The organism is Fluviispira vulneris (genome assembly GCF_014281055.1).
Lineage (GTDB): Bacteria > Bdellovibrionota_B > Oligoflexia > Silvanigrellales > Silvanigrellaceae > Silvanigrella > Silvanigrella vulneris.
Genome location: NZ_JACRSE010000002.1, coordinates 445,425 through 471,539, shown reverse-complemented (window position 1 = coordinate 471,539; position 26,115 = coordinate 445,425). Strand labels below are relative to the sequence as shown.

At 33.3% G+C, this 26,115-nt stretch carries 22 protein-coding genes; 15 read left to right on the top strand and 7 right to left on the bottom strand.

Annotated elements, in window-relative coordinates:
* Positions 1–27: 27 nt before the first annotated feature.
* Positions 28–1,266 carry an MFS transporter gene (locus H7355_RS05880; RefSeq protein WP_186645792.1) on the bottom strand — a complete coding sequence of 413 codons (1,239 nt, stop codon included), beginning with the start codon at positions 1,264–1,266 and terminating at the stop codon, positions 28–30.
* Positions 1,267–1,683: 417 nt separating this feature from the next.
* Between H7355_RS05880 and H7355_RS05875 the strand changes: the two genes are divergently transcribed.
* Positions 1,684–3,630 (top strand): leucine-rich repeat domain-containing protein, encoded by a 1,947-nt coding sequence (locus H7355_RS05875; protein WP_186645791.1) that lies wholly within the window; start codon positions 1,684–1,686, stop codon positions 3,628–3,630.
* 13 nt (positions 3,631–3,643) lie between these two features.
* Here H7355_RS05875 and murB read toward each other — a convergent pair whose 3' ends face one another.
* From murB to H7355_RS05855, 4 genes are read right to left on the bottom strand one after another with little or no spacing between them, the layout of a single operon-like run.
* Positions 3,644–5,350 carry a UDP-N-acetylmuramate dehydrogenase gene (gene murB, locus H7355_RS05870; RefSeq protein WP_186645790.1) on the bottom strand — a complete coding sequence of 569 codons (1,707 nt, stop codon included), beginning with the start codon at positions 5,348–5,350 and terminating at the stop codon, positions 3,644–3,646.
* On the bottom strand, positions 5,351–5,686 hold the full coding sequence (locus H7355_RS05865; RefSeq protein WP_186645789.1) for a hypothetical protein: 336 nt from the start codon (positions 5,684–5,686) through the stop codon (positions 5,351–5,353).
* Complete coding sequence (gene hflX / locus H7355_RS05860) at positions 5,665–7,032, bottom strand: GTPase HflX (RefSeq protein ID WP_186645788.1); 1,368 nt, start codon at positions 7,030–7,032, stop codon at positions 5,665–5,667. Before hflX ends, H7355_RS05865 begins: the two co-directional genes overlap by 22 nt.
* Positions 7,029–7,715, bottom strand: coding sequence for an alpha/beta hydrolase (locus H7355_RS05855; RefSeq protein WP_186645787.1), 687 nt, complete (start codon positions 7,713–7,715; stop codon positions 7,029–7,031). The genes hflX and H7355_RS05855 overlap by 4 nt, the downstream gene beginning before the upstream one ends.
* A gap of 92 nt (positions 7,716–7,807) precedes the next feature.
* On the opposite strand from H7355_RS05855, the gene H7355_RS05850 reads away from it, so the two are divergent.
* From H7355_RS05850 to H7355_RS05835, 4 genes are read left to right on the top strand one after another with little or no spacing between them, the layout of a single operon-like run.
* Positions 7,808–9,175, top strand: a complete 1,368-nt coding sequence (locus tag H7355_RS05850; protein WP_186645786.1) for a 1-acyl-sn-glycerol-3-phosphate acyltransferase — start codon at positions 7,808–7,810, stop codon at positions 9,173–9,175.
* 20 nt (positions 9,176–9,195) lie between these two features.
* On the top strand, positions 9,196–9,663 hold the full coding sequence (locus tag H7355_RS05845; protein ID WP_186645785.1) for a hypothetical protein: 468 nt from the start codon (positions 9,196–9,198) through the stop codon (positions 9,661–9,663).
* Positions 9,647–10,357, top strand: coding sequence for a hypothetical protein (locus tag H7355_RS05840; protein ID WP_222435668.1), 711 nt, complete (start codon positions 9,647–9,649; stop codon positions 10,355–10,357). The genes H7355_RS05845 and H7355_RS05840 overlap by 17 nt, the downstream gene beginning before the upstream one ends.
* An 11-nt stretch (positions 10,358–10,368) precedes the next feature.
* Positions 10,369–10,674: a Trp family transcriptional regulator gene (locus H7355_RS05835; RefSeq protein ID WP_186645783.1), complete on the top strand. Its 306-nt coding sequence runs from the start codon at positions 10,369–10,371 to the stop codon at positions 10,672–10,674.
* A gap of 36 nt (positions 10,675–10,710) precedes the next feature.
* Here H7355_RS05835 and H7355_RS05830 read toward each other — a convergent pair whose 3' ends face one another.
* Positions 10,711–11,283, bottom strand: a complete 573-nt coding sequence (locus tag H7355_RS05830; RefSeq protein ID WP_186645782.1) for a hypothetical protein — start codon at positions 11,281–11,283, stop codon at positions 10,711–10,713.
* Between the two features lie 395 nt (positions 11,284–11,678).
* Entirely contained in the window at positions 11,679–13,568 is a 1,890-nt protein-coding gene (gene nadE, locus H7355_RS05825; RefSeq protein WP_186645781.1) for an NAD(+) synthase, read from the bottom strand.
* Between the two features lie 168 nt (positions 13,569–13,736).
* On the opposite strand from nadE, the gene H7355_RS05820 reads away from it, so the two are divergent.
* The 10 genes from H7355_RS05820 (at position 13,737) to H7355_RS05775 (ending at position 26,115) form a co-directional block, all read left to right on the top strand.
* Positions 13,737–14,891, top strand: coding sequence for an ABC transporter substrate-binding protein (locus H7355_RS05820; RefSeq protein WP_186645780.1), 1,155 nt, complete (start codon positions 13,737–13,739; stop codon positions 14,889–14,891).
* 268 nt (positions 14,892–15,159) lie between these two features.
* On the top strand, positions 15,160–16,323 hold the full coding sequence (locus H7355_RS05815; RefSeq protein WP_186645779.1) for an ABC transporter substrate-binding protein: 1,164 nt from the start codon (positions 15,160–15,162) through the stop codon (positions 16,321–16,323).
* A 364-nt stretch (positions 16,324–16,687) separates the two neighbouring features.
* Complete coding sequence (locus H7355_RS05810; protein WP_186645778.1) at positions 16,688–17,860, top strand: ABC transporter substrate-binding protein; 1,173 nt, start codon at positions 16,688–16,690, stop codon at positions 17,858–17,860.
* 42 nt (positions 17,861–17,902) lie between these two features.
* Entirely contained in the window at positions 17,903–18,778 is an 876-nt protein-coding gene (locus H7355_RS05805; protein WP_186645777.1) for a branched-chain amino acid ABC transporter permease, read from the top strand.
* Between the two features lie 5 nt (positions 18,779–18,783).
* Complete coding sequence (locus H7355_RS05800) at positions 18,784–19,743, top strand: branched-chain amino acid ABC transporter permease (protein ID WP_186645776.1); 960 nt, start codon at positions 18,784–18,786, stop codon at positions 19,741–19,743.
* Positions 19,736–20,545, top strand: a complete 810-nt coding sequence (locus H7355_RS05795) for an ABC transporter ATP-binding protein (protein ID WP_186645775.1) — start codon at positions 19,736–19,738, stop codon at positions 20,543–20,545. Before H7355_RS05800 ends, H7355_RS05795 begins: the two co-directional genes overlap by 8 nt.
* Complete coding sequence (locus tag H7355_RS05790; protein WP_186645774.1) at positions 20,532–21,239, top strand: ABC transporter ATP-binding protein; 708 nt, start codon at positions 20,532–20,534, stop codon at positions 21,237–21,239. Before H7355_RS05795 ends, H7355_RS05790 begins: the two co-directional genes overlap by 14 nt.
* A gap of 6 nt (positions 21,240–21,245) precedes the next feature.
* Positions 21,246–22,163 (top strand): pantoate--beta-alanine ligase, encoded by a 918-nt coding sequence (gene panC / locus H7355_RS05785; protein ID WP_186645773.1) that lies wholly within the window; start codon positions 21,246–21,248, stop codon positions 22,161–22,163.
* Between the two features lie 20 nt (positions 22,164–22,183).
* The gene (locus tag H7355_RS05780) at positions 22,184–24,865 is read left to right on the top strand and encodes a 1-acyl-sn-glycerol-3-phosphate acyltransferase (protein WP_186645772.1); all 2,682 of its coding nucleotides are present in this window, start codon (positions 22,184–22,186) and stop codon (positions 24,863–24,865) included.
* Positions 24,866–25,071: 206 nt separating this feature from the next.
* A complete protein-coding gene (locus H7355_RS05775; protein ID WP_186645771.1) occupies positions 25,072–26,115 on the top strand; it encodes a rod shape-determining protein in 1,044 nt (347 codons plus the stop codon).

The window sequence follows — 26,115 nt, the reverse complement described above, 5'->3', positions numbered from 1 at the left end:
ATCCCCTTTGTTCATTTAAACTCATTATCATTTTGCTTCATTCGCTCGCAGCATTGTTTTTCGCTTTGCTCTGGATAAAACAATGGCAGCGACTGATCCAAGTAAAAAAACAAATATCCCGCAAACAATATAGGATTGTTTCGCACTTAAAAAACCCAATAAAAAAGAAATCCAAATTCCACTCAACGAATCACCTGCAAAAGCTATCGTTGACCAAAAGCTATAGACTTTGCCAATATGTTCTTTAGGTACTTCTGTTTGAATCAGAAGCATATGTGGGACATCAATGATTGATTCAGATATTCCTGCAAAAAATGCTAAAAAAAGTGCAATAATAAGTGAAGACGATAAACCTATACCTACATAAAAAAATCCCCACAAACTCCAACCGAAGAAAATAGTAATAAGTAAATTATTTAATTTTCGTTTACTTAATACTATGGACGAAGCAACATTGCCGATTGCAAAAGCAGCTAGCATATAACCAAGCCCTTTTGCATTTATTTTCCATATTTGATCTGAAAGAATCGGCAATGCAATTTTATCAAGCCCAACAATGAAAATTAAGCCAATAGGAAGTATTGCAAAACTCCAAAATAAATTCATATTTCCTTTTATAATACTCAATATTTTTCCAAGGTCTTTTACTATATTTTCTTTTAATGGATTGATCTGCCTTTGCCAATTTCCTTCCAATGAGATAGCAAGGAAAGCTGCAATTAGGTGGGTTATAAATGTTAATAAATAAATATGTGGAGCGCTTATATGTGCGATTAATATTCCTCCGATTGCAAAACCTATCACTCGGGATGTTTGGAAAGCAACATGGAAGATGGACACTCCTATTTGTAAACTTTGAACGGGTAGAGCATCATTTACTGATGACTTGAGACTTGGTTGAAAAAAGCATCGCACACTTGAACTGATAAATGCCACAATTGCGAGTTGAGCTAAACCGAGTAAATCCAAATAATACGCTAAAGGAACAGTTCCTAATAAAAATGCACGAATAATATCGCAAAAAATCATTAGTTTTTTTTTATTCAAACGATCTGCATAGACACCACCAATCATACCAAAAATAAGATAGGGCACAGAGAAACAAAGTATGACAAGTGCGGTTACAGCAGATGATGGACTCATCTTATAGGCAAGCCAAAAATATGCGACATGATAAGACGTTTCACCAATGATAGAAATGAATTGGGCAAGCCAAAGTTTAGCATAATTTTTAATTTTAAAAAGATTATAATATTCTTCTAACATAAATACCTCTTAATAAAAACTATTTAAACTAGATAACATAAATGATAAAGAAATCTAATTGATATATAAGAAATATGAGGCAAAAAAATCTCGTACAAATAGTAAAATTTAACTCAAAAAATCGCTTGAGTTAAATTTAGTTTAAGTATATCAACCTAAACTACTATAATTGTATGAATTTATAAATCGAACTCATCTATACAAAAAAATTAAATGTAATTTTACATTAAAATAAAAATCAATTCATCTACTCCCCTCTCCCATCAAAATACGTAAGACGCTTATATAACTAATATAAATAAAATATTTTAATAATTTATTCAAATTTACTTTATTATTTTGATTTTTTGTTTTTATAAAAAATAGACATTCGTTGTGTCATTTCTGAAGTCCTAACATATTTTTTGAGGTTTATTCATGAGATATCATAGTTTTGCTTCTTTGACTAAGATTGCCTTCTGTTCACTTTTTTTAGCCAGTTGTGCTAAAAAAACTATCAACGACTCTTCCACTCCAAAGTCTCCAACTTTAGCGAATATTTCTACTTGCTCTAAAAATTCTAAAGGAATGTGTAAAAAACCTGCCACAAAAGAACCTAGCGTAAATGAAATTGTCCCAGCACCTGAAGTCAATGAAATTGTTTCTGAAGATGAAAGTGAATATTTACAAGATGATAGCAAAAATAAAGATGAAACTTCTCCTAGCCAAGATATAAAAAATATTAAAAGTCCAATTGAATCAGATATCCCTACAGAAGAGGAGCTTACAAAAACCCAAGATAAAGAAGATACATTTGATGATGACATGGAAGAGTTTTTTAAAAGTTACCTCTACTTTCAAATAAACAAGGAAAATACTTTTCACATAGCTTATTTAACACTTGATACAGATGGAAAAACAAAAATAGCACTTGCAGAAGATAACGATGGGAATTTAAATTATGGTGGGCTTTTCCCAGAAGAATTATTGAGATTTAGAATACCAGTCATGAGCGATGTAGGCCCGATGGGTTTATATAAATTTACAGTCAGGCCAAAAGAAGGGAATAAAAATAGTTTTTGTGAAAAAGTCGCATTTACAGTCGCTAAAGAAAATGTATATCCAGAGATTATTTTAAAAGAAAGTATGCCGATTGAGGTATTTAAAGACTTTAAAAAAGCGCAGTTTTGCACGTACGAAGTTTATGACAATGATAAGAAATTAGCATCCTTTAATCTTCTATTTAACAAAACATTTTTAGACTGGTGCTTCCCTGCGAAGACACCAATGAGTAATGCAGAAAAATCCGCTTTAGCCATTGTAGATCATTTTAAGCAGACAAGAGATTTTTCACTTAGTAGATCTGAACTTGAAAAAATAAAGTCAATTAAAACTTTAAAATTGAGCTCAAATGTCATAAGCGATCTCGCTCCTCTCACTGGCTTTATAAAACTCGAAGAACTTGATTTAAGACGAAGTTCCTTAAAAAGGATCCCTCAAGGAATCTTTTATAACCTGAGAGAACTCAAAACCCTTGATTTGAGCGAAAATCAGATTACAAAAATATATCCTAGCAATTTTATTGGTTTAAATAATTTGAGCCAATTATATCTTGGCAATAACTTATTCGAGAAAATTGAAGAAAAATCTTTTGACATACTTACTTCTTTAAAACGAATTTCACTACTTTCTAGTAAAAAATTTGACTTATCCGATAATTTATTTAGCAAACATAAGAAATTAAATAAAGAATCTTTAAGTGAAATCAACTTTATAAAAGGAAAAAAGATTAATTTTTCTTTAAAATTATGCGAATTTGGCGATAGCATGTGTGAAGAAAATAACGAGAATGAAGAAAACTTAGAATACATCACAGAGGAAATAGAAAGCGAAATGAGTCCGTTAAATAGATCCTATTCAGAATTTATGACCTCAAATACTTGGGAAATAACAAATAAAGTCAGACAGTTCGTAAACAATGAAGGAGTAAAGGTCATACTACCATCAACTAATTATTCAGATATTATAGATTATATGGCTATAAGAAATGATAAAATATATTTTTGCTCAATTGCAAAATCAACAAGTAAAATTGTATTTAATGGAAGCCTTAGATTACTTAATTTTAGTCCCTATAATAAATCATTTAGTTTTAAAAATCCGGGAAGCAATATTGAGTTAACTACCAATTACAAAAAAGTTGCAGATGATTATGTATTTAGTTATTCAAATTTAGACGTAGTTAATGATAATGATAAATTAAAAAATATACTTGTTGAAACAATTACATATACACGTAAAGTTACCATAGAAGAATTCATTAGCCTCAAAGATAAATGCCGCATTCCATTTGAAGTTGAAGATGTTTTAGAAGAAAAAAAATAGCTAATCTCGCAATTTAAAATAGTGAGATTAGCCAATATTTCGATGGTTGATGAAAATTGGGAACGATTTCATTTTTAACTATTTCCCCGCCTTCACTTTTTGAATATTTATTCTGTTTCCAATAGGGCGCCAATAAATATTTTCTATCCCCAAGGCTCAATGCACCTTGTATAAGAATTTTTCGACTTTTTTTATTTATAATTGTTTTTAATTGATTGTAAGTAAACGACATACCAAAAGAATTCCTTAGTTCTCCTTTTAATAAATCATTTTTGTACAGTCTAATAATTTCTAAACCTGACCAAAGCTGTTCATTCGGTATTTGACTCCGCTCTGATCTTTGTCTCAGCCCAATGAATTCGAGAGCAATCCAATCTCCATTTACAGTCATTTCAAATTCAAGATATCGATTGGAATTCTTAACATCAGCAATAAATAATTCACTCACACTGTATTTCCATAGCTCATCTACAAAGTTATTTTTCTTATTATTTTTTCTAGGAGGTGAATGGAGAAAATATTTTTCAAGTGAATCCGGGCAATAAGTTAACCATTTTAGAAAAGGCTGATTTGCATTTTTAATGGCTTTACTCATCGATATTAATTGGACAATTTCTATACCTATTGATGGTATACCTTGATAAGAATTTTGCGAATATTCTAAATATGGTGACTCAAAGATTTTTTTTGGAAATGCTTTTAGAGATGCTGATTTCTTAGTATGTCTTTCATTTGGATGCCACAAAAGACCTACCCACTTATTATTTTTCTCACTTTGATAACTTGGACCAAGCGCCTGCATGCCACATTTCGTATACAATGTTTGAGAAAATTCACCCACTGGTTGAACTTCTAATTCTAAGTCAGCATCGAGTTCAGTCATAGCTTTGCTACGCATAATTGCAGTTAATGATAACATATCATATGTAGATGCATTTCCAAGATTCCAAACAAAATTTGCATGAAACTCACTCACAGCAGCATTACCAACACGTGTTCCCTTTAAACCTAATTGATCAAATAACTGACCACTCGGTTTTCCAATTGAATAATTATTTTTAAAAGTTGAGCCACAACTTGGCATAAAAAAATGCTTTTTTTTATGCCTATCTGCTTCACATTCATGCATAAATTGCATTAATATTTCAGGTGATTCAGTTTGTGGAAATCTCAGACGTGCACCAATTACAATTTCCGGCTTATTCATGAGAAGTGTTTTTTTATAACCTTGAAAAACCTCTTCATTACGATATGTCTTTAAAATACCATCCATATCGAGCGTAAAAATTTGCGATACGATTTGTGAGATTTCGCCACCATAACAGCGCGCATTCATACGCACAGATGCACCCAACTGCCCTGGCATACGGTACATCCAGCCCGCTCCTGCACGATTTTCTTGCAAACATATTTCAGCTATTTCAGTATTTGTAACCCCAGCTTCTACAAATAAAGTTTCTGAATTCTCCCAATGCCAAGCTGAAAGTTTTTCTAAAGAAATAACGAGACCAGCAAAATCTCCATCTGCATAAACAGAGTTGCTACCAGAGCCCAATACTGAACATGGAATTGAATTTTCTTTTGTCCAAAAGATTGCTTGTTGTATCTCTGAAATATTATTTGGTTCAGCAAAAAAACGGGCTTTTCCACCCATCCGATAATATGTTTTATTATTTAAAGGTTGATTTTCTAAAAAGAAATAGGGCAACCGATTTTTCATTTATTCCTGTCCTAAAGCATCGAGGACTTCTGATTCATTGCAGTATTTAGGACCGCCTTCATAAAATAATTCTGCATTTATTGCACTGACTATTTCAAGAATTTCAAAATTACGCACCTTTAGATCTTCACAAATTTCAGAAAATAGCAATTCTGTTTGTTTTTCCAATTGTACAAAACTTTGATAATAATCAGGGTTATCAATTCGATTAAATAACTCTCCAACTTTCCAATTATCTGGTGGTAAATGTCCGAGTTTAGTTTCGATATGTTTCAGCTCTATAATTTTTTTATGAATTGAATCAGGAATTTTTTTTAATTCGATTTTACTTGCCATTCTTGTTCTTCCTCAGATTTAACGGGTGCAAAATATCGCTGAAAAATACTTTTAGACATGCGCACCTTAAAAATTCCTTCATCTTGAGTCCAATTGGACTCTAAGACACGTGTGTGAGAGTAAATAAGTGATAGCATTTTAGAATCACCATATGATACATGAAAGACTTCCTCGACCATATTTTGGGCTAGGAAATTCACAATCATCTCTCGAAAACGTTTGATATCCTCTTCTTTATAACTAGACAAGCAGATACTTCGTGGGTATCCGCGTGCGAGAATTTTTGGCAATCTAGGTTCTCCTACAACTTTATCAATCTTATTGAAAACAATAATCCTTGGCACATCGGATGCACCAACTTGCACCAGCACTTCATCTGTTACTTTTATATGATCTTTATAAGACTTATGAGTAATATCTACGATATGAAGCAAGAGATCTGCCTTGCTTGTTTCCTCTAAAGTGCTCCTAAAACTTGCAACCAAGCCATGCGGTAAATTGCGAATAAAACCCACAGTGTCTGTCACAAGAATATTCATATTATTTACGCCACGAATACGACGTATACTAGAATCGAGTGTTTCAAATAGGGAATCTTTTGCTGATAAATGGCTCTCAGTGAGAGCATTCATCAAAGTTGTTTTCCCTGCATTTGTATAACCAACCAACACGACATTCCACTCATCAGCTCGATTTTTTCTTTGGGTCTCACGTTCTTTTTGTATTTTCTCAAGGTCTTTTCTAAGGCTAGCAATCTTATCTTTCATTCTACGCCTATCAATTTCGATCTGCGTTTCTCCTGCTCCTTTAAGACGCCCCCCAGAACCTCCACCACCTCTTTGTCTTTCCCAAGTGATCCATGCATTTGAAAGCCTAGGTGCTATATACTCCAGATGAGCAATTTCAACCTGCGTACGCGCCTCTTTTGAACGCGCATTTTTTCTAAATATTTGCAGGATAACTCCTGTTCTATCCAGAATAGGTTTACCAATTAAGTTTTCAAGATTTCGCACTTGGGTTGGAGAAAGTTCTTGATCGAAAGTTACATAATCGAATTTTAACAATTCACAGGCTTTTTTTATTTCTTCAGCTTTCCCAAGACCGATATAGGTTGCAGGGATAGGTTTGACTTTCTTTTGTACCGTTACACCAACACAATCATCCCCTAAAGTTCTGACTAAAGCGCCAAGCTCTACTAAACTTTCTTGAATCTCTACGGGATCATCATCTGGCAACTCAAGGCTTACGAGATAGGATTTCATCCCACCTTGAAGACGATTTTCTAATTGTTGCCGTGCTTTTTCAAGTTCTAAAGTTTTTTCTATATCAATATTATTTTTACTCAACGAAATTCCTCTATGAATTTTGTAATATCATTTATCTCTTCTTGACTAATATTATGACCCATTTGATATGTTTTTGCTCTTAATTTAGCTGTCCCCATATCTTTTAATATATCGATTGTTTCGAAATACATAGCTGGTAACACAACTTGATCTTGCAAGCCATGTGCAACGAATATCGGAGTTGTTATTCTTTCACCTGCATAACTATTTTTAATTACATGGCCTTGAATCATAAATCCACTCAATGAAATAATACCAGCTAAATTCTCTTTACCTTTTAATCCACAATTGAGTGACATCGAAGCACCTTGTGAAAAACCCAAAACAAATATTTTATGAAACGGGACATTAATCTGTTCAGTTACGTTATATAATAATTGCAAGATAGAGTCTTCTGAAACTCTTCTTTCTTCTGTGGGATTATTAAAAAGCGGAAACCATTGTGCACCATCAATACCCATAGGATAGTTTCTCGGTCCTTGTGGAAAAAGCCAGAGAACATCAGTTACCTTAATTTCGTTTGCCAACGATGCAAAATTTGCAGCATTATCACCAAATCCATGCAAAGCTATAATCACATTCTTAACTTCATTACCTTTAAACTGCGCCACTGTTTTTAAAGGACTCTGCAGTTTATCAAGACTTTTCGATCCTATCCATTTGATGTTATGCTGAATTGACATTCTTTCTCCATAGGTGAATTTGACGATTTATTAATACCAACTAAGGCAATATACTTGTTTCTAGATCAGCGCAAAACAACTGGGGCAAACTCATGATGCGTCTTCTCGCATTTATTCTTTGTAGGATTTTCTTTAAACGCATAAGCGTTTCTGGAACTCCTTATACAGGTGGTTCGGCAATTTGGGCGGCAAATCATTCAAGCGGCATTGTAGATCCCGCTGTGATGCTTGGATTGGCACCTGTCACAATTCGACCACTTGCTAAGCATACCCTTTGGGAAATGCCTGTGATGAAACAAATACTACAGATCACAAAAGCAATACCTGTAACACGCTTGCAGGATATCAAAAAGGATGTGCAAGCACAAAAAGAAATGCTGCAACAAGGTAATTTTGACCCCGATTGGCGCGCAAAAGCAAATAACGAAGCTTTTCAAGCCGTCGGTGATGCGCTTCTAAAAGGGGATTGCATTTTAATCTTTCCAGAAGGCGTCAGTCATGACGATCCTTATATTTATAAATTTAAAACAGGCTTAGCGCGAATGGCATTGCAAGCAATGAGTCGTGCTAACGATGAAAATTTTCATGTTGTCGTTCAACCCGTGGTCATAGATTATTCTGAAAAAGATGAATTTCGTAGTGAACTCAATTTGCATTATTGTGAACCAGTCGTGATCACTTCAGCCGATAATTCAGTCAACGATATTATGGATGGAGTTCGAGAATCATTAGAAGCAGGTTTTGCAAGTTTTTTTAGCTGGGATGAAAAAAGAAACTGGAGATTTTTATTTGAACTTTCTTATGGTCGACAAGCATATTCATCACGTGAATTTAGAATTTTTGTCGAAAAACTTCGCCCAGAATTCGACGTAGACCCGATTTTGATGGCACGTATACAAACTATGCGCCGCATGATGCAAGCCGTTAATGTATCCCCCATTCAACTCGTCTGGGGAGATGTGAATTATAAACGGAGAAACTTCTTTTGGGTTATTTTTAGACATGGTTGGTTTTATTTATTTCTAACCCTTCCTATTGAATTTTTAGGAACAATTGTTTGGGCAATTCCTTCTAAATTTTGTGAATCACTTGCAAAAAAAAGTACCTCCGATCGCGATGTCAGAGCTACCATGAAGATTGCTCATGGTATGTGGTTCTTTCCACTTTGGGCTTTTTTTACATCATCTGTATTTACATATCTGCTAGGCGCCTATTTACCTCATATTAATAAAATCGTAATATGGGTTGCTTTCTTAATCTTGACTCCTACATTTCTTGCTTTGAGTCTGATGGTGAGAGAAAGTATTAACTTCTTCCCAGGTTTTTTAAGATTAGCAAAACTCCGTTTCTTCTTCCCCAGAGGGTGGTATGAGCTCATGAAAGAGTGGAGAGAAATCTCTGATGGAGTCATGCTTAAAATTAAATCCCAAGAAGAATCTAAAAAACCTAAACAAAATTGAATTTGAGGCAATAAAAATTTATGTCTTTGTATAACAAACCTAATGATACGTCTTTTGAATACTTTTTAAAAAAATCATATCCTGAACACGCAAGAAGAATTTTACTCGCAAAAAGTAATGCAAATATCGTCCGCTTTTTTTACCCATTGTTATCTTTCTTTATACCTATCATCTTTTTTGCGATTATTTCTCTGACTATTGCTTTTTTTAAAAAAGCAATTTTAACCAGTGTTGAAGGTGGTAAATTCGCAGAAGTCATTACTGAAACTTCCATTCACAACAGCATTATCATCATATGTACAATAGGATTTATTATATCTCTTATGTTTTTATTGATAGGACTTCTCTTAGGATTTTCCAAAGCTAAAGATCTTTTATTTCATTCTGAACAACTTGAAACTTCTGTCCGCCAAGTATGGCTCTTAGAACAAAATAATAAACTCAGCACAAAAGAAAATGCCCCAAAAAATTATGAATTTGAAAATTAAGAAATATGTGATCTTTTTAAATGGTTTTCATGAGTTTTCTCCCATTAAGGTACTTTGTTACAAAATTAAATCAACAGATTTTAAAAAAAACCATTTTGACACACTTTATGCTGCTGATGGTGGTTTGAATCATATTTTACAAAATAAAGTAAGTTACCAAAATATAATTTGGTCTGGGGATTCTGATAGTTTAAACAATAAATCCAAAAAATATCTTGACAATTCTTCTCTCAGTTACAACAATCAGAAATCTAAGAGTTCTCCTTTAGAAAAAATCCTTCTTGTGAAAAACAAGAACTTTAATGACTTTTCTGTTCTTCTTGACAGAATTCTTAAAGAAGCAACAGATCATCAAGTCTTCCTAGAAGTTTTTTATGGCTTGGGGGGACGAAGAGATCATGAAGTTGCAAATATTCTTGAAGCAGAACGTTTTATTTGCCAGCTCCCACTCGGAGGAATTTGCTATTTCCATGGGGGAGTCATAATATCTTCAGTTGAATTTGAAATATTAAAAGCAAATAAGATGTTATTTTCTGTTTTCATAAGAGGAACAAGAGGATCTCTTGAAATATCAGGCGCAGAATTCAATGGTCATTTTTTATTAGAAAGACCTTCCCATGGTTTAAGTAACAAAGCGTTGGGACAAAAACTCTTAATAAAACCTATTGAATCTGTAATATCAGTTTACTTTTAAAGGATTTCTCCATGATTCAATTAAGATCTCACAAAACCTCTAAAGAAATAATTCAATTTTTACAAGAAATACATTGCAAAGATTTAAATTCAATTGAATGTGAACAGCTTCTTAAAGTATTTTTAACCCCTGCAGAAATTGATGCTATTGCACAAAGAGTTCAAATAGTTGATTTAATTTCTAAAGGGGTTGCTCAACGAGAAATTTCTGAAAAACTTGGAGTGGGCATAGCTACTGTCACACGTGGAAGTAGAATGCTCCAAGAAAATCCAGATCTTTTAAGCAGAGTCTTCCCAAGAATCTCCGATTCTTTTTGATTTATAAATGAATTCTTACTTAGAGAATGATTGGATTCACACCTTTACATCTTCCTTGTATTTTCGAATTCTTTCAATAAGAATACGTATATCATTATCTTTTTCATCATCAATATTTTGATAAATCTTTAAAATCAATTCAAAAACAATTTTAAACCATTTCTCCTTCTTAGAAATATCTATGATTAAACAAAGTAAAAGAAAGTTTTTAATTAGAACATCAATTTGCTCATCATCTTTATCTATAATTGGCTTAATTCGATTTACAAGCAATGCTCTTCTCAAGATAGGCCCAACATCCGTAAATGCTTTTTCAGCAATTATCATCCATTCTTTTTCTTTAGATTCTAGTGAAATTTCCTCTATTTCTGCTAAAAAATGAATAAGACTTTGATTGTTTAAAGAAGCAAATTTCCTTAAGGTTGCTATGCTATTCGTTAAAGGAGAAAACTTTTTCAGTCTTATCTTGTTATAATAGCTTTTATCCATACCTAAAAGTTCCGCAACCTCCTTGTTTTGGTAACCTGTAGCAGTATGAATTTTCTCAAGGTAATGTGATAATGTCCGTATGTGCTTTTGTTCATCTGTATTTATCTTAACTTCATCCATAAAGTTTTTCATTCCTTTGTAATCTTATGAAGATCTCCACCTTCTTTGAATCTGTTACTATACAGTTTTAAAGGAATCCACCTTTTCAGTGGAAATGAAAACCATTTAAAAAATTCTCTAAAATTTAACCCATTAATTATTTTGTAATTTTTTTTTATTTTTACGGAACATTTCCAGACAAGCATCTATAATTATTATAAAATATAATTTTTAAAGAATTTTAGTAGTTTTAAATTCCTTTGAAACCACTATAGATAGAAGATAAATCTATCCTTATTTCTGGAATTATACGCAACCTTTGATTACATTTTTTAGGTTTAATTTTTTAATATATTTTTGAATTAGAATCAATAATTGATAATAAAATTTTATTTAAGAGTAAAAAAGTCAATTCATCAGTTCAAAAGTTTCTTTTTTAAATTCATATATGTATGAGTAAAAACAACTTTACGAATATGTTCTCTCAGATCGAAACCATAAGCCCTTGGTGAAATGGCAATTACAGGTGGAGCTTGCATACGTTTAATCACTCCAGATTCGACAAAATTATACCACCAGCGCTCTAAATCTCTAGTAAATTCTTGGACAGTAGGAAATAGTTTTCGAACCAATCCTTTTTCGCAACCGATCATTTTTTCCAAAGTACCATCAACATATGCATTTAAACAATCTTCAGGCGTTTTTCTCTCCCAATGTTCGACCCAAGAACGAAAAAGAAAATCGTGATAATTGTAAATTAATGGATCTCCTTTATTCTCTAAAACATTCTGCTCAGCACTCAGTTCAGCACTTGGAACGACATCAAGAGTTTCTCTTGGAATAACCTGCATTTTGTAAATCGTTTCATTATAAAAATAGGCTAAACTATAAACATCGTGTTTCCATAAATCAGCTAAAGGACACAAAAAACCAGCTTGATCACCATATAAAGTTGAATACCCAACCGATAGCTCAGTCTTATTTGCATTACATGAAAACACAGCCCCCAAAGATTGAGCCAATGCAGCTAAAATACGTCCGCCCCTATCCCGAGCTTGAATATTTTCAAACACTAATTTTGTCATTTGTGGTTGCGCTGTTGCATTTATAAACTTGAGATTTTCTAATTGCTCTGCACTTAAGTTTACAGAGTCCTCTATTCCCACACTTGCATAGGGACAACCAAGATTTTCTGCGAGTTTTTTTGCAGCATTGATAGTTAATTGCGAATTAAATTTAGATGGCATATTAACTAAATAAACGTTTTGGGCTCCTAATATTCTTGAAAATATCACTGCACTTAGAGCTGAGTCTATTCCCCCGCTTGCTCCAATGACGACTCTATTAATTTTCCATTCCTCAAGACACTTCTGAATTATATATTCTAAGGACTTTTGTGTTTCTTCCACAATTGATAATGCTTTTAAACATTTTATTTTTTCATTATTTTTTACTTCGTTTGTTGCTAAGTCAAGGTCTATTACTTTTAGTTCTTCAGTAAAAAATCCGCATAAATTAATCACGTCCCCTACCGAATTATAAAATGATGAAGAACCATCAAAACCAAAAACTGTTTTTCCTATATTTTGAATACCGACGCAATTAACATAAAATATTTGTATTTTATTTTTTATACACTCTTTTGAAAATATATTTTCTCTTTTTTCTTGTTTTCCTCTAGTAAAAGGAGAGCAACTTAAATTAACAAAAAAATCATGCTTATACCGACTAGAATATATTTTAAATGGAGAGACATCATAGTCTTGACTCCAGCCATCTTCACAAACAGTAACACCAACTTTAATTTTCTTTTTTTCAAATTTTAAGATTAAGGGTTCGTAGAGGTCAATAACTTTACATTTTCTTTCAAACGCAAGTTTTCGAAGATCAAAAAAGTACCGTGAATCATCAAACTCTTTATAATTTGGCATTAGGGCTTTTATCCAAAATGGATAGTTTGATTTCTTATTTATTTGAAATTGACCATTCTGTGCATGAAAAACAGCATTGTATTTTCTCACTCGCCCGTCTTCATTTTTTCTTTTCCAATCGATCCCCACCGATCCAAATATAATATCAACATCTTTGGACAGTTCAGATATTTTATTGTTATAAAATTCACACTCTCTCAGAAAAGAATTTTGTTCCCAAATGTCTCCATTAAAATATCCTGGCAAAGACATTTCTGGGAAAACGATAAGATTTGCATTTTGCCTCAATGCTTGCTCTATGTAGCTTTTCATCGTTTCAAAATTTTGTTTGCAATTTTCCGAGAGCACTCTGATTTGAGCTATGGCAATTTTCATATTTTATTTTACCTTTTTACCCTTTTTTACAACGAGCCTAATCTAAAACAGTGCAAAACTAATATGAAACCAAATGCTCTTCAACAAAAAAACCTTTTAGATCGAACTTGAGTTCATAAAAAAAAATTGAGACAATTCAAATTGAAAATAAAAAAATAAGGGGTCAAAATGACTTTTCAATCCAGTGTTAAAGAAAAAGTATACTACTCTATTCTGGCACTATTCTGTCTTACTTTTTTTGCAAAGGTGCATGCATTAGAAGTGAAAGTAGGAGCGCTCCTATCACTGACAAACACTTTAGCAGCTTATGGCCAAGATGCTAAAAAAGGTATTGAACTGGCTCTAGAGCAAATGCCAAAATCCGATGTGAAATTAATCATTATTTACGAAGACACACAAAGCACTCCTTCAGAATCTGCGAAAGCAATAAATAAATTGATTGTCTCAGATAAAGTTCGCGTTGTCATAGGTGAAATGACGAGCTCCAATACAATTGCAGCTGCATCGATTGCAGAAAAAGAAAAAATTCCAATTATATCTCCTAGCTCAACTAATGATTCCATCACTTTTGGGAAAAAATATATTTTCCGCGCATGCTTTATAGATAGTTTTCAAGGCTATGTGATGTCCAATTTTGCCCTTCACAATCTGAAAGCAAAAAAAGCTATTGTCATAGAAGATGCAGATTCCGATTACAGTAAAGGATTGAGCCAAAGTTTTCGCAATGACTTTGAAAAAAATGGTGGCAAGATAATTAAAGTCTTATATTATTCTCAAAAAGATACCAGTTTTACAGCTCAGCTTGCGGAGGTTCGCCGTTTAAAACCAGAAGTCTTATTTATTCCTGGATTTCACCAACAGGTTGGAGTGATTCTCCGCGAAGCTAAAGATCTGCAAATATCGGCAAAAATACTTGGTGGTGACGGTTGGGACACGCCCGAATTAAGAGCAATTGCTAAAGGCGCAGAAAATGGAGCTTATATATCAAATCATTATTCCACAGATTCAGAAAATGTCGTCCTTAAAAACTTTATAATAGCATATCAAAAAAAGTATAAATCCTCTCCAAGTGCATATGCAGCTCTAGCATATGATTCAATTAATATTGTATTAAGTGCAATTAAAAAATCCAACTCTGATAATCCTGAAAAGATACGAACTGCAATGAGTGAAATAAAAAATTTTGCCGGTGTTACAGGTACTATAACCATTGATCAAAATCACAATGCCCTTAAGCCTGCAGTTGTACTCGAATATGTGAAAGATGGGTACAAATATATTACGAGCGTAGATCCTATCCAAAAGCAAAAAACTAAACTATAATTGTTAGTGCTTCTTTCTTAACTGACAAGCCAGTATTTTTATTGTTACAAGTACATAAATAAATTTTTCCTATTTTTACTAATTGCATTATATATATAAAGATGATACTTACTCATTTCTGTTTGATGTATTTTGACAAGAATTCGTAAGTATTTATCTCGTACAAATGAGAAATCGATTCTTGTCCAAAATATTTGCGTTTCAGGAAGAAACCCAATTTTTAGTACCTGTGGACATACGAACGAAATTTTCATGAGGAGAACGAAGTATGAAATCTTTTAGCAAACGAAACTTTTTTTTGGCAGGATGTGCATTAACTTCAAGTTTTGCATTTTCACTAAATGCAATGTCTGTTGAAGCCCGTATTGGGATCATACTGCCGTTAACAGGAACTCAAGCGTTTTATGGCAAAGAAGCAGAAAAAGGGATTAAAATTGCTTTAGAAGAACTGCAAAAATCTGAACCTTCCCTTAAAGTCTTTATAGAAGACTCTGCTAGTTCTCCATCCGAATCAGCAAAAGCTATGCATAAACTTATCACTTCAGATAAAGTTATAGCGGTCGTTGGTGACATGACAAGTTCTAACACAATTGCCGCCGGCTCAATCGCAGAAAAAGAAAAAATTCCAATCATAACTCCAAGCGCAACAAATGATACCATTACAGATAATAAAAAATATATTTTTAGAACTTGCTTTAAAGATAGTTTCCAAGGCGTTGTCATGGCTAATTTCAGTTTAAAAAACTTAAAAGCTAAAACAGCAATTATCCTTGAAGATTCTGATTCTGACTATAGCAGAGGTTTGGCGGAAAACTTTAAAGCAACATTTGAGAAAGATGGCGGTAAAATTCTAAAAACTTTAAAATTCTCTCAAAAGGATACAACTTTTACAGCGCAATTAGGGGATGTACGAAAAAGGAAACCCGATATTCTTTTTATACCCGCATACCATCAACAAGTTGGAGTTATTATACGTGAAGCTAAGGATTTACAAATAAAATCGACCCTGGTTGGAACAGATGGTTGGAACACTCCTGAGTTACGTAAAATTGCCGAAGGGCACGAAGACGGCTCCTATTTCTCAACCCACTACTCTCCAGATAATAAAGAAAATCCATCCCTACAAAAATTCATTAAAGTCTATTCCGAAAAATACGAAGCTCAGCCGAGCGCCTTTTCTGCTTTAGGATATGACACATTAAAAATCCTATATACAGCAATTGAAAACGCAAAAATCACTGAAACTGAAAAAACAAAAGCTTCTGAGAAAATAAGAAATGCACTTAGCAATATTAAAGATTTTTCTGGAGTCACAGGAAATATTACAATGGACAAAAATAATAATGCAATTAAGCCTGCCGTTATTCTACAATTTGTTCCAAATGGTTTCAAATTTGTCACTTCAATTCTTCCTCAACAAAAAAGTGAATGAATAAATTGCTGAAAATTAATTCTCCGTTTTACAAAAATAATTAATTTTGAATTTCACTTTTTGATTATTTTTAAATCAAAATGGGGAATTTTTTGGTTATGGAAGGTGCTTGAATTTGTATTTATTTGTATTGTGCTTATTTGCTCTTTAACAAAATGAGTGATACTTATTTTAGCTATACCATATGGAGTTGGTGTATTAAGTCGTGGTATTTTGTGTATAATTGATAATTAATAAGGAGAATTTAAAAATATTATATTCAAATGAATTAATTTTTTTAATTCTATTTTTATTAATTATTATTTTTAATATCGCACTTAATAAAAGCTTTTATAAAAAGCAAAATTTAGAGGAGAATCGTTAAATGAAATTAAAATGTACCAAAATTATAACTTGCGCTTTTACATCTTTTATAGCTTTTGCGACAAACACTCACGCTTTGGCTATCGATGCAAAAGTAGGAGTTCTGTTACCTTTAACGGGTTCCCAGGCTTTTTATGGTAAAGAAGCAAAAAATGGAATTGATCTCGCTCGGCAGGAACTCTCTTCTTCAGATATCGATTTAAAAATAGTTGTAGAAGACACTCAAAGTACCCCTGTAGAAGCTGCTAAAGGAATGAATAAATTAATCACTTCAGACCGAGTAAATGTCGTAATTGCAGAAGTAATTAGCTCCAACGCAATTGCCGCAGCTTCCATTTCTGAAAAAGCTAAAATTCCAATGCTCTCTCCTGCTGCGACAAATGACACTGTCACTTTAGGAAAAAAATATATTTATAGAACTTGTTTTATCGACAGTTTCCAAGGTGTCGTTATGGCAAAATATGCTAAAGAACATTTAAATGCAAAAAATGCTATTATCCTTGAAGACTCAGATTCTGATTACAGCAAAGGACTAAGCAATAATTTTAAAGCTACTTTTGAAAACGAAGGTGGAAAAATTTTAAAAGTTTTAAAGTATTCACAAAAAGACACAAGCTTTACATCGCAACTCGGTGATGTGCGCAGATCAAAACCTGATATTCTTTATATTCCCGGATTTCATCAACAGGTTGGAGTCATCTTACGGGAAGCAGAAGATCTTGGTATAAAATCTAAAAAACTTGGTGGTGATGGATGGTACACACCAGACCTAAGATCAATAGCCAAAGAGGCTGTTAATGGTGGAATTATTTCGACTCATTTTTATTCACCGGAAAGTAAAGATTCAGAAAATAATGTTAATCCACACGTCAAAGCCTTTGTCGATGCTTATCAAGCTGAATACAAAGCAATGCCAAGTGCACATGCAGCATTAGGCTATGATTCTTATAAAATTATTCATAGTGTAATTACTGAAATCAAAGCAGCCAAATCTAAAAAATCAGAAGCTATAACTTCTGAAGAAATCAATACTGCATTAGCTAAATTAAAAAACTTTAAAGGTATAACAGGAACCATTACTATGGATAAAAACCATAATCCGATAAAACCGGCAGTTATACTTGAATATATTCAAAATGGATATAAATTTAAAGCAAGCATAAATCCACAATAGTCATCTCACTAAAACTGACTTTTTTAAGGTAACAGAAGTAACATGCTAGATTTTACACAAGCAATCATCGATGGTATCGCAATTGGAAGTCTTTACGCACTTATCGCAATTGGCTATTCAATGGTTTTTGGCGTTCTCCAATTTGTTAACTTTGCGCATGGTGAGTTATTTATGCTTGGCGCTTATTTTGTCATGCTTTTTCTCACCCTCGGAGCACCTCTCTGGGTTGCAATTTTATTTTCTCTTTTAAGCGTTGGCACTATTGCTGTTGTCATTGAAAGAGTTGCATATAAGCCGTTGCGGAAGCACAGTCGCTTAGCTCCTCTCATCACTGCTGTGGCTATAAGTTTATTTTTACAAAACATTATCCAAGTTTTATTTTCTCCGAACTCACTCAGTTTTCCGATAAATATCCCCGGAAATATTTTAACTTTTGGAGAACTTTTTGTTCGAATTCGAGACATTGGAATTTTTTCTTTGACTTTATTACTGGCATTTTTACTAGAATTATTTTTATTTAAAACAAAAGCGGGAACTGGAATCCGTGCTTTAGCAATGCATGCCGATGCCTCTCGCTTATGCGGTGTGCCATTTAATCGTACTGTTAGTTTAACTTTTTTTATAGGTGCTATTCTTGCTGTTGTAGCAGGAACAATTCAAGGAATGGCAACAAATCAAATCTTTCCTCTCATGGGTGTCAATGCGGGTTTGAAAGCGTTTGCTGCTGCTGTTTTAGGAGGTATTGGAGAAATTCGAGGCGCTGTTTTAGGCGGACTTGTTCTTGGTATTTCTGAAAGCATGCTAGTGAGCTATGGGCTCTCTACTTATAAAGATGGCTTTGCTTTCGTCATTTTAATTCTCGTTCTTCTAATAAGACCACAAGGGATATTAGGGCGAACACAGCTAGTTAAAGTTTAATATCTATGATAGATTTTTTAAATTATAGTCAATTGCCTTTTATTATGTTTTCTATTCTTGCTATTCAAGCAATGAGTTTACAATTGATTTTAGGTGGAACAGGTTTACTTTCCCTTGGTCATGCCGCATTTTACACGGTCGGTGGATACACATCTGCAATGTTCACCGTATTCCTAGCTCCTTTATTAGGAATAAATGATACGTCTCTTTTATTAATATGCGCATGCCTTGTTGGCATGATTGCTGCAGCACTTACTGGATTAATAGTGGCTATACCCTGCTTAAAGTTACGGGGTGATTATTTAGCGATGGCAACCTTAGGAGTCGGTGAAATTGTAGCTACTTTTTTTAAAAACCTAGATTTTGTTGGTGGAACGAGAGGTTTTAAAGACATACCTAAATTAGGTTCTCCACTCCTTATTTTTTCTATTATGGTCTTAATCTTTTTATTTATAATAAGGTTTTATAAAACTAATTTAGGCTATGCAGTCAGAGCAACCCGTGATGATGAGATATCTGCTAGAAGCCTAGGTATTAATATTTACAAAACAAAATTAATTTCTTTTCTATTAGGTAGCTCTCTTGCAGGTTTAGCAGGTGTATTCTATGCACATACTCTCCAATTTATCAGCCCTGATGAAGCAGGATTTTACAATAGTGTCGTTCTCGTACTAGCAGTTGTCATTGGCGGAATGTATAGTGTATTTGGAAGTATTTTTGGAGCGTTTATTATAGTTATAATTCCAGAAGTATTGCGCTTCATTCCTCAACTGATTAATCCATATTTATTGATTATGTCTGATAAAGGATTTTTGTTACCTTCGCTCATCCCAATAATTGACTCTATTTTATCGAATAGAACACTTATATTTTCTGTTCTTGTTGTTTTTATAATGCTCCTTAATCCAAAAGGTGTTGCTTCTTTATTTGAGAGAATAAACAAAATGAGAAAGACAAATGACTAATAATATCCTTTCTATTTCAAACGTAACAGTAAAATTTGGCGGACTTGTCGCATTAAATGATTTCTATATAAATGTTCGAGAAGGTGGCATATCAGGAGTTATTGGGCCAAATGGTGCAGGTAAAACAACAGTTTTTAATATTATTACCGGAGTTTATAAACCATTTTCTGGTTCGGTAAAAGTAAATAACAAGGAACTTGTTGGAACACCTACTCATGTTATAGCTCATCAGAAGGTTGCTCGCACTTTCCAAAATATACGTTTATTTGCAAATATGAACGTCATAGAAAACGTAATTGCCGGAGCTTGCATTAAAAGAGAAGGAACATTTTTTTCATCTTTATTTTTGTTACCTAAAGCGATGAAGCAAGAAAAAGAAATATTAAATAAAGCAAATAAACTCCTTCAGTTTTGTGGACTCGAAAAATTTAAAGACTTTCCTGCAGTTTCTCTTCCTTACGGAATGCAAAGAAAATTAGAAATTGCAAGAGCTCTGATGACTGACCCACATTTGCTTTTACTAGATGAACCTGCAGCAGGCATGAATCCAACAGAAAAAATTGCGTTACAAGAACTTGTGCAAAAAATATCTGAACAAAAAATATCTGTTTTACTTATAGAACATGACATGAAATTCGTTATGAATTTATGCGAAAATATAACCGTTCTAAACTATGGCAGCGTCATAGCTGAGGGAACCCCTGATGTTATTCAAACAAACCATGAAGTGATTGAAGCATATCTTGGTTCAGATGTTGAAGATGATTTTATTATTAAGGATACATTAAATGTTGCTCGTTGAGAATTTATCTGTTAATTACGGAGCTATTCAAGCATTAAAAAATATTAATTTTGAAATTTTTCAAAATGAAATTGTTTCCTTAGTTGGAAGTAATGGAGCAGGAAAAACAACTTTTTTAAGAACATTATCCGGCCTTGTTAAATCGAAGAGTGGTAAAATATTTTTTAATAAAAATAACATTTCAAACTTAGAGTCACATGAAATTGTAAAACTTGGAGTGAGTCAATCTCCTGAAGGCCGTATGGTTTTTCCAGATATGACAGTTAAAGAAAATCTTTTGATGGGAGCTTTTTGTACAAAAAAATCATCTCAAGAAGTTCAGAACGATATTGACAGAATGGTCGCTTGGTTTCCCCGATTAGGAGAGCGCATGGCCCAAAAATCCATTCTCCTCTCAGGTGGTGAACAGCAAATGTTAGCCATAGCCCGCGCATTGATGGCTAAACCTAAATTACTGCTTTTAGATGAACCTAGCTTAGGGATTGCCCCACTTATTGTTCAACAAATATTTAAAATTATTTCAGAACTCAATCGTGAAGGAATGACTATTCTACTCGCAGAACAAAATGCCCGTTTGGCTTTGAAAATTTCTCACAGAGCATATGTTTTAGAGCTTGGCTCGGTAATTAAAAAAGGTGATGCTCAATCCCTCTTATTTGATGATGATGTTCAAAGAGCTTATCTAGGAGGGTAGTTTTTTATGCCACTCATTATTATCACGCGCAAAAAAGAGCTCATGCAATATGTTGATGAACAAAAAGAAAAAAGAAAAACGATTGGTTTTGTCCCAACAATGGGAGCACTTCACGAGGGACACGCAAGTCTTATCCGCCAATCTGTGAATGAAAATGATTGTACTATCGTTTCAATATTCGTTAATCCAAAACAATTCTCTATTCATGAAGATTTGGCGAACTACCCAAGAACGTTTCAAAGTGATTCAGAACTTTGCGATAAATGCAATGCAACATTACTTTTTGCTCCGACGGTAGAGGAAATGTATCCACTCAATTTTAAAACCGAGGTTAAAGTAACCGGATTGACTGAAGTCCTATGTGGAGCATTTAGACCTGGACATTTTGATGGTGTTTCTACAGTACTTGCTTTATTAATTAATTTAACTCAAGCAAATAAACTCTATTTAGGCCAAAAAGATTTTCAACAGGTCCAAGTCGTAAGAAAAATGGCCACCGATTTACTCTTTCGTACCCAAATTCTATCGTGCCCTACTGTAAGGGAAAAAGATGGCCTCGCTTTAAGCAGTCGCAATCGCTATTTAAGTCCAGAAGGACGAAGAAAAGCAGTTGCTATCCCAAAAGCTCTGGCTCTCGTTGCAAAAGCTTTTCTTGCTGGCGAACGATCTGTCAATAAACTAGACGAATTGTGCCTTGCAGAATTAAAAAAAGAAAATCTCATCCCTCAGTACCTAGAATTCCGCCTGATCTCTGATATAACTCAAAAATATGAAGATAGCCTTAACGCAGAATGCGTCCTAGCGATAGCCCAATTTATTGAAATAGATGGATCCAAGACTCGCCTTATTGACAATATCGTTCTCGGCAACGATTCTTCCCAAATTGATGCTCTCAATGAGCTTATCAAGAGGGCATTAGGTTAGTTTATTGGAGATGAATTTATATGTATTCCATGTTAGGCATTCATTTTAGACGCTGGGCTTGGCTCATTTCACCGCTCGCTTCATTTATGCGAATACGCATTTACCCAAAATCGATTTCAAAAGAGAGTATACAAGAAACCCTGAATAACAAATCTGTAGTTTATGTCCTTCCAAGAATGTCTATCATAGATACGCTTGTATTGAATAAAGCTCTCAATGAATTTGCACTAAAAAAAGTGACATTAGAAGCAAAACCAAAACGTTTTCGCTCATCCGCACTCATGGCGATTAAAACAAGTTCACTTATATTTTCCAACTCCTCCAGAGATAATTTTTTAAGTGATTTTGTTCGACTTATTCGCAATGATCCACGTGCTAAAAGTGAAAAATTAATATTTATTCCTGTTAGTATTTTTTGGAGTCGAGCACCAGAGAGACATGAAAAAAGTTTTTTCTTACGTTCATTATTTCCTGATGATGGTACAGGGAATGGTCTACAAAAATTATTTATGCTTGCGCTGCATCGTGGTGAAGTCAATATTTCTTTCGGAAAAATATTTCATTCCCCTCTCATAGAACTGCAAAATTTTGAAACAAATAAAACTGAAACAACAACTGCCATAACCACCCAAGATAACAATGAAAATATTGAAATAGAGTATGAAAATGCACGAAAAATGCGGCGACTTTTTAATATCGAATTTGCAAAAGAAAGGGCTGCAGCATTTGGCCCAGCTTTGTATGATAATGAAAAAATCAGTCAATGGATTCTAAACAGCCAATCTACAAAAAATTTCATTCAATCTTCAGATAATCCATTAAAAACAGAACAACAAATCGTTCGATACATTCGCGAAATTGGTGCAAATTATAATTACGTGACAATTCGTGCGCTCGAGAAAGTCTTTGACTTTATTTGGACTAAAATATTTGAAGGTGTTCGTGTTCGTAATTTTGAGCATATTGAACGAGTTGCAAAAGATGGACAAATTCTATGGATGCCAAGTCATAGAAGCCATTTTGATTATCTCCTTCTCTCTTACGTTTTATTTAAAAAAGGTTTTGTTATTCCTCATATTGCAGCTGGAATAAATCTAAATTTTTGGCCAATTGGTTCTATTCTAAGAAAGGGAGGAGCCTTTTTTATCAGAAGAAGTTTTGCAGGCAACCGCATTTATGCTCATACTTTTACAGAATATGTAAATTTTCTTTTGCAAAATAGTTTTCCAGTTGAGTTTTTCCATGAAGGAGGAAGAAGTCGAATAGGAAAATTACTTCAACCTAAGGTTGGTATGCTAAGTATTTGTGTTCAAAGTATACTTACGCGTAAAGCAGAAAATACTTATATTGTTCCTGTTTATTTTGGTTATGATAAGGTGATGGAAGACGATACATATGCGAAGGAATTGAAGGGTGCAAAAAAACAAAAAGAAAATGCATTACAATTTTTAAATGGTGTCAGAAAAATATTTACCAATTATGGCAGTGTCGATGTTTCTTTTGGAGATCCTTTGCGCATCGGTGATATTTGGAAAGAATATATTGAGAAAATAAAAAAAGAATCCAATTCAGAATTTCATGTTGATCCTGGAAAAGCATTGCCTGATAACTTAACATATTTACCTGAAAACTTTGACGCAAGAGATCCACAAGTTCAAGGTTTTGTGAAATATTTATCAAAAAGAGTGAATCAAAAAATAAATGGAGCAGCGACGGCTTCTGATACTTCTCTTTTAGCAGCATGCCTTCTCACATCACAAGAAAAATGTATTCAATACAAAAGTCTTCAATTTCAAGTGATATTACTACATTATTTGATTAATTCATTGGCTAAACCATTGAATTGGAAGATATCAACCAGTTCAAATGCAGATAATTCTCTTTCATATCTAATGAGCCATTATCAAAATAATGACTCAGAGAGTGCGTTAAGTTCGACCACCGAAATTATACTTTCTGATAATGATTCAAACTCGATTATCAACTTAGCTAATCAAATATTTAATGCAGGTGAACGCTGGTCGTTGATGAAAAAAATAAAGAATAACAATAATGAATTTGAATTCACAAGAAATGATGAAAAGGAAATGAATTTATGGTGGTATAGAGGCACTATCTTTCATATTCTTGCTCCGTTTGGTATTATTGCAGCTATTCTTCTTAGCGAAAAAAATCAATACCATGTCGACCAACTTGAAGGAAAAATGTCGTCAATACGCCGAATTTGGCAAGATGATCTTTATTGGGATAGTAAAACTTCAAGCCAGTTAATAACTCAATCTTGCTTAAATATTTTTATTCAATTGCAGTTTATAAAAATTGAAAATGATTTAATCATTCTTTCGAAAGAAAATTCTATTTTAAATTCATTAGAATTTTTATCTCGAATCGTTAAACCAGAAATAGAATTATATGGAATCCAGTTAGCAACAGCAATTGAACTTGTAAAAGAAAAAGGTTCTTTTACACGTGATGAATTGATTCAAAAAACAATTACAACACATTCAGCTGCATTTTTAAGAACTATTGCTATACAACCTCCAATATTTTCCAAAGTTTTTGCCCAAAGAACTTTTGAATCTTATTTTAAGGCAGGAGTTTTTATTCCTCATAAAAATATCAAATTCTCTTTAAATGCAACTTCATTGAATGCATTTTCAGACTTTCTTGATGTAACCTTGTGGAGCGATTTCGTTCCCTAATATTGCATTGATAATTAATTTAATTTTTATTATCTAGAACTTTTTAAATTATTTTTTAAAATTACCAGAAACACCCCCTCAAGATAATTATTCCGAAAACGATTGAGTTTTTGGAATAATGTCATATGATCAACTTTTGAAAATACAATTTGTATTCTTTGCTATAATATGAGTTATCTTAAGTTAAAAGAACTGGGAAATCTAAAATGTTCAATTTTTTTATCTCCAAGAAAATAATATATGACACATTTATTGATCTTGGGACAGCTAATACGCTCATATATAAAAAAGGCTTAGGAATTTTAATTAATGAGCCAAGTATAATTGCATATGATACAAGGAATGGGGAAAAACAAATTGCTGTTGGGAAACAGGCATTGCATATGCAAGGTAAAGCACCCTCTTTTATTGAAGTGAAAACCCCCTTAGCGGATGGTATGGTTCACGATATATCTTTAGCGCAAACTCTTATAAAAGAGTTACTTAGAGGTGGAAAAAGCTTTATTAAAGACACTTTTATTCAGCGAAGAGGAATTATAATATCCGTCCCAAGTGACTCGACAAAGATTGAAAAAAGCGCCTTTTTTGAGGTGGCCAGAGCTGTTGGAAGTGGAGAAATATTACTTGTCGAAGAGCCTCTTGCAGCTGCTGTCGGAGCTGGACTTGATGTTTGGAATCCCGAAGGAAAATTGGTTGTTGATGTTGGATGTGGAATAACAGAGTCGGTACTTATTTCTATGGGTGAAACCGTCAATTTTAAATCCGTTCGCAAAGGGGGTGAAAGTTGTAGTCAAGAAATTATTCAGTATTTTAGAAATCATTACGACTTTCTCATATCAAAAAATACTGCAGAACTTCTTAAACAACAAACTAGCTTACAAAACTTACAAAAATCACACAAAACAAAAATTCCTGGATTCTCTTTAAGAACAAAACTTCCATCTACTCTAGAATTCGATTATTTAGAAATTGCAAAAATTCTTTTAATATTTGCAAATCAAATATTAAATTTAGTTGAAGAAACACTTGAAAATTCTCCACCCGAGCTTGTTGGAGATCTCTACCATACAGGAATTCTTCTTTCTGGAGGTGGAACATTAATTGATGGCTTAAGTGAGTATCTTCAATTTAAGCTCAATATTCCTGTTATTGAATCAAGTGAACCATTAAACGGAGTAGTTTTTGGGAATTTAAAAATTTCTGAAATTCAGCATTTATTTCCTGCGCTAAAAGCACTAAAAGATTTCTGA

Excerpts from the sequence above, each read along its gene's own strand:
- H7355_RS05790 (WP_186645774.1), top strand. The coding sequence starts at position 20,532 with ATGTTGCTCGTTGAGAATTTATCTGTTAATTACGGAGCTATTCAAGCA.
- H7355_RS05865 (WP_186645789.1), bottom strand. The coding sequence starts at position 5,686 with ATGGCAAGTAAAATCGAATTAAAAAAAATTCCTGATTCAATTCATAAA.
- murB (WP_186645790.1), bottom strand. The coding sequence starts at position 5,350 with ATGAAAAATCGGTTGCCCTATTTCTTTTTAGAAAATCAACCTTTAAAT.
- H7355_RS05850 (WP_186645786.1), top strand. The coding sequence starts at position 7,808 with ATGATGCGTCTTCTCGCATTTATTCTTTGTAGGATTTTCTTTAAACGC.
- H7355_RS05835 (WP_186645783.1), top strand. The coding sequence starts at position 10,369 with ATGATTCAATTAAGATCTCACAAAACCTCTAAAGAAATAATTCAATTT.
- H7355_RS05880 (WP_186645792.1), bottom strand. The coding sequence starts at position 1,266 with ATGTTAGAAGAATATTATAATCTTTTTAAAATTAAAAATTATGCTAAA.
- H7355_RS05810 (WP_186645778.1), top strand. The coding sequence starts at position 16,688 with ATGAAATTAAAATGTACCAAAATTATAACTTGCGCTTTTACATCTTTT.
- nadE (WP_186645781.1), bottom strand. The coding sequence starts at position 13,568 with ATGAAAATTGCCATAGCTCAAATCAGAGTGCTCTCGGAAAATTGCAAA.
- H7355_RS05820 (WP_186645780.1), top strand. The coding sequence starts at position 13,737 with ATGACTTTTCAATCCAGTGTTAAAGAAAAAGTATACTACTCTATTCTG.
- panC (WP_186645773.1), top strand. The coding sequence starts at position 21,246 with ATGCCACTCATTATTATCACGCGCAAAAAAGAGCTCATGCAATATGTT.
- H7355_RS05805 (WP_186645777.1), top strand. The coding sequence starts at position 17,903 with ATGCTAGATTTTACACAAGCAATCATCGATGGTATCGCAATTGGAAGT.
- H7355_RS05845 (WP_186645785.1), top strand. The coding sequence starts at position 9,196 with ATGTCTTTGTATAACAAACCTAATGATACGTCTTTTGAATACTTTTTA.
- H7355_RS05775 (WP_186645771.1), top strand. The coding sequence starts at position 25,072 with ATGTTCAATTTTTTTATCTCCAAGAAAATAATATATGACACATTTATT.
- H7355_RS05830 (WP_186645782.1), bottom strand. The coding sequence starts at position 11,283 with ATGGATGAAGTTAAGATAAATACAGATGAACAAAAGCACATACGGACA.
- H7355_RS05795 (WP_186645775.1), top strand. The coding sequence starts at position 19,736 with ATGACTAATAATATCCTTTCTATTTCAAACGTAACAGTAAAATTTGGC.
- H7355_RS05855 (WP_186645787.1), bottom strand. The coding sequence starts at position 7,715 with ATGTCAATTCAGCATAACATCAAATGGATAGGATCGAAAAGTCTTGAT.
- H7355_RS05780 (WP_186645772.1), top strand. The coding sequence starts at position 22,184 with ATGTATTCCATGTTAGGCATTCATTTTAGACGCTGGGCTTGGCTCATT.
- H7355_RS05815 (WP_186645779.1), top strand. The coding sequence starts at position 15,160 with ATGAAATCTTTTAGCAAACGAAACTTTTTTTTGGCAGGATGTGCATTA.
- H7355_RS05800 (WP_186645776.1), top strand. The coding sequence starts at position 18,784 with ATGATAGATTTTTTAAATTATAGTCAATTGCCTTTTATTATGTTTTCT.
- H7355_RS05840 (WP_222435668.1), top strand. The coding sequence starts at position 9,647 with ATGAATTTGAAAATTAAGAAATATGTGATCTTTTTAAATGGTTTTCAT.
- H7355_RS05875 (WP_186645791.1), top strand. The coding sequence starts at position 1,684 with ATGAGATATCATAGTTTTGCTTCTTTGACTAAGATTGCCTTCTGTTCA.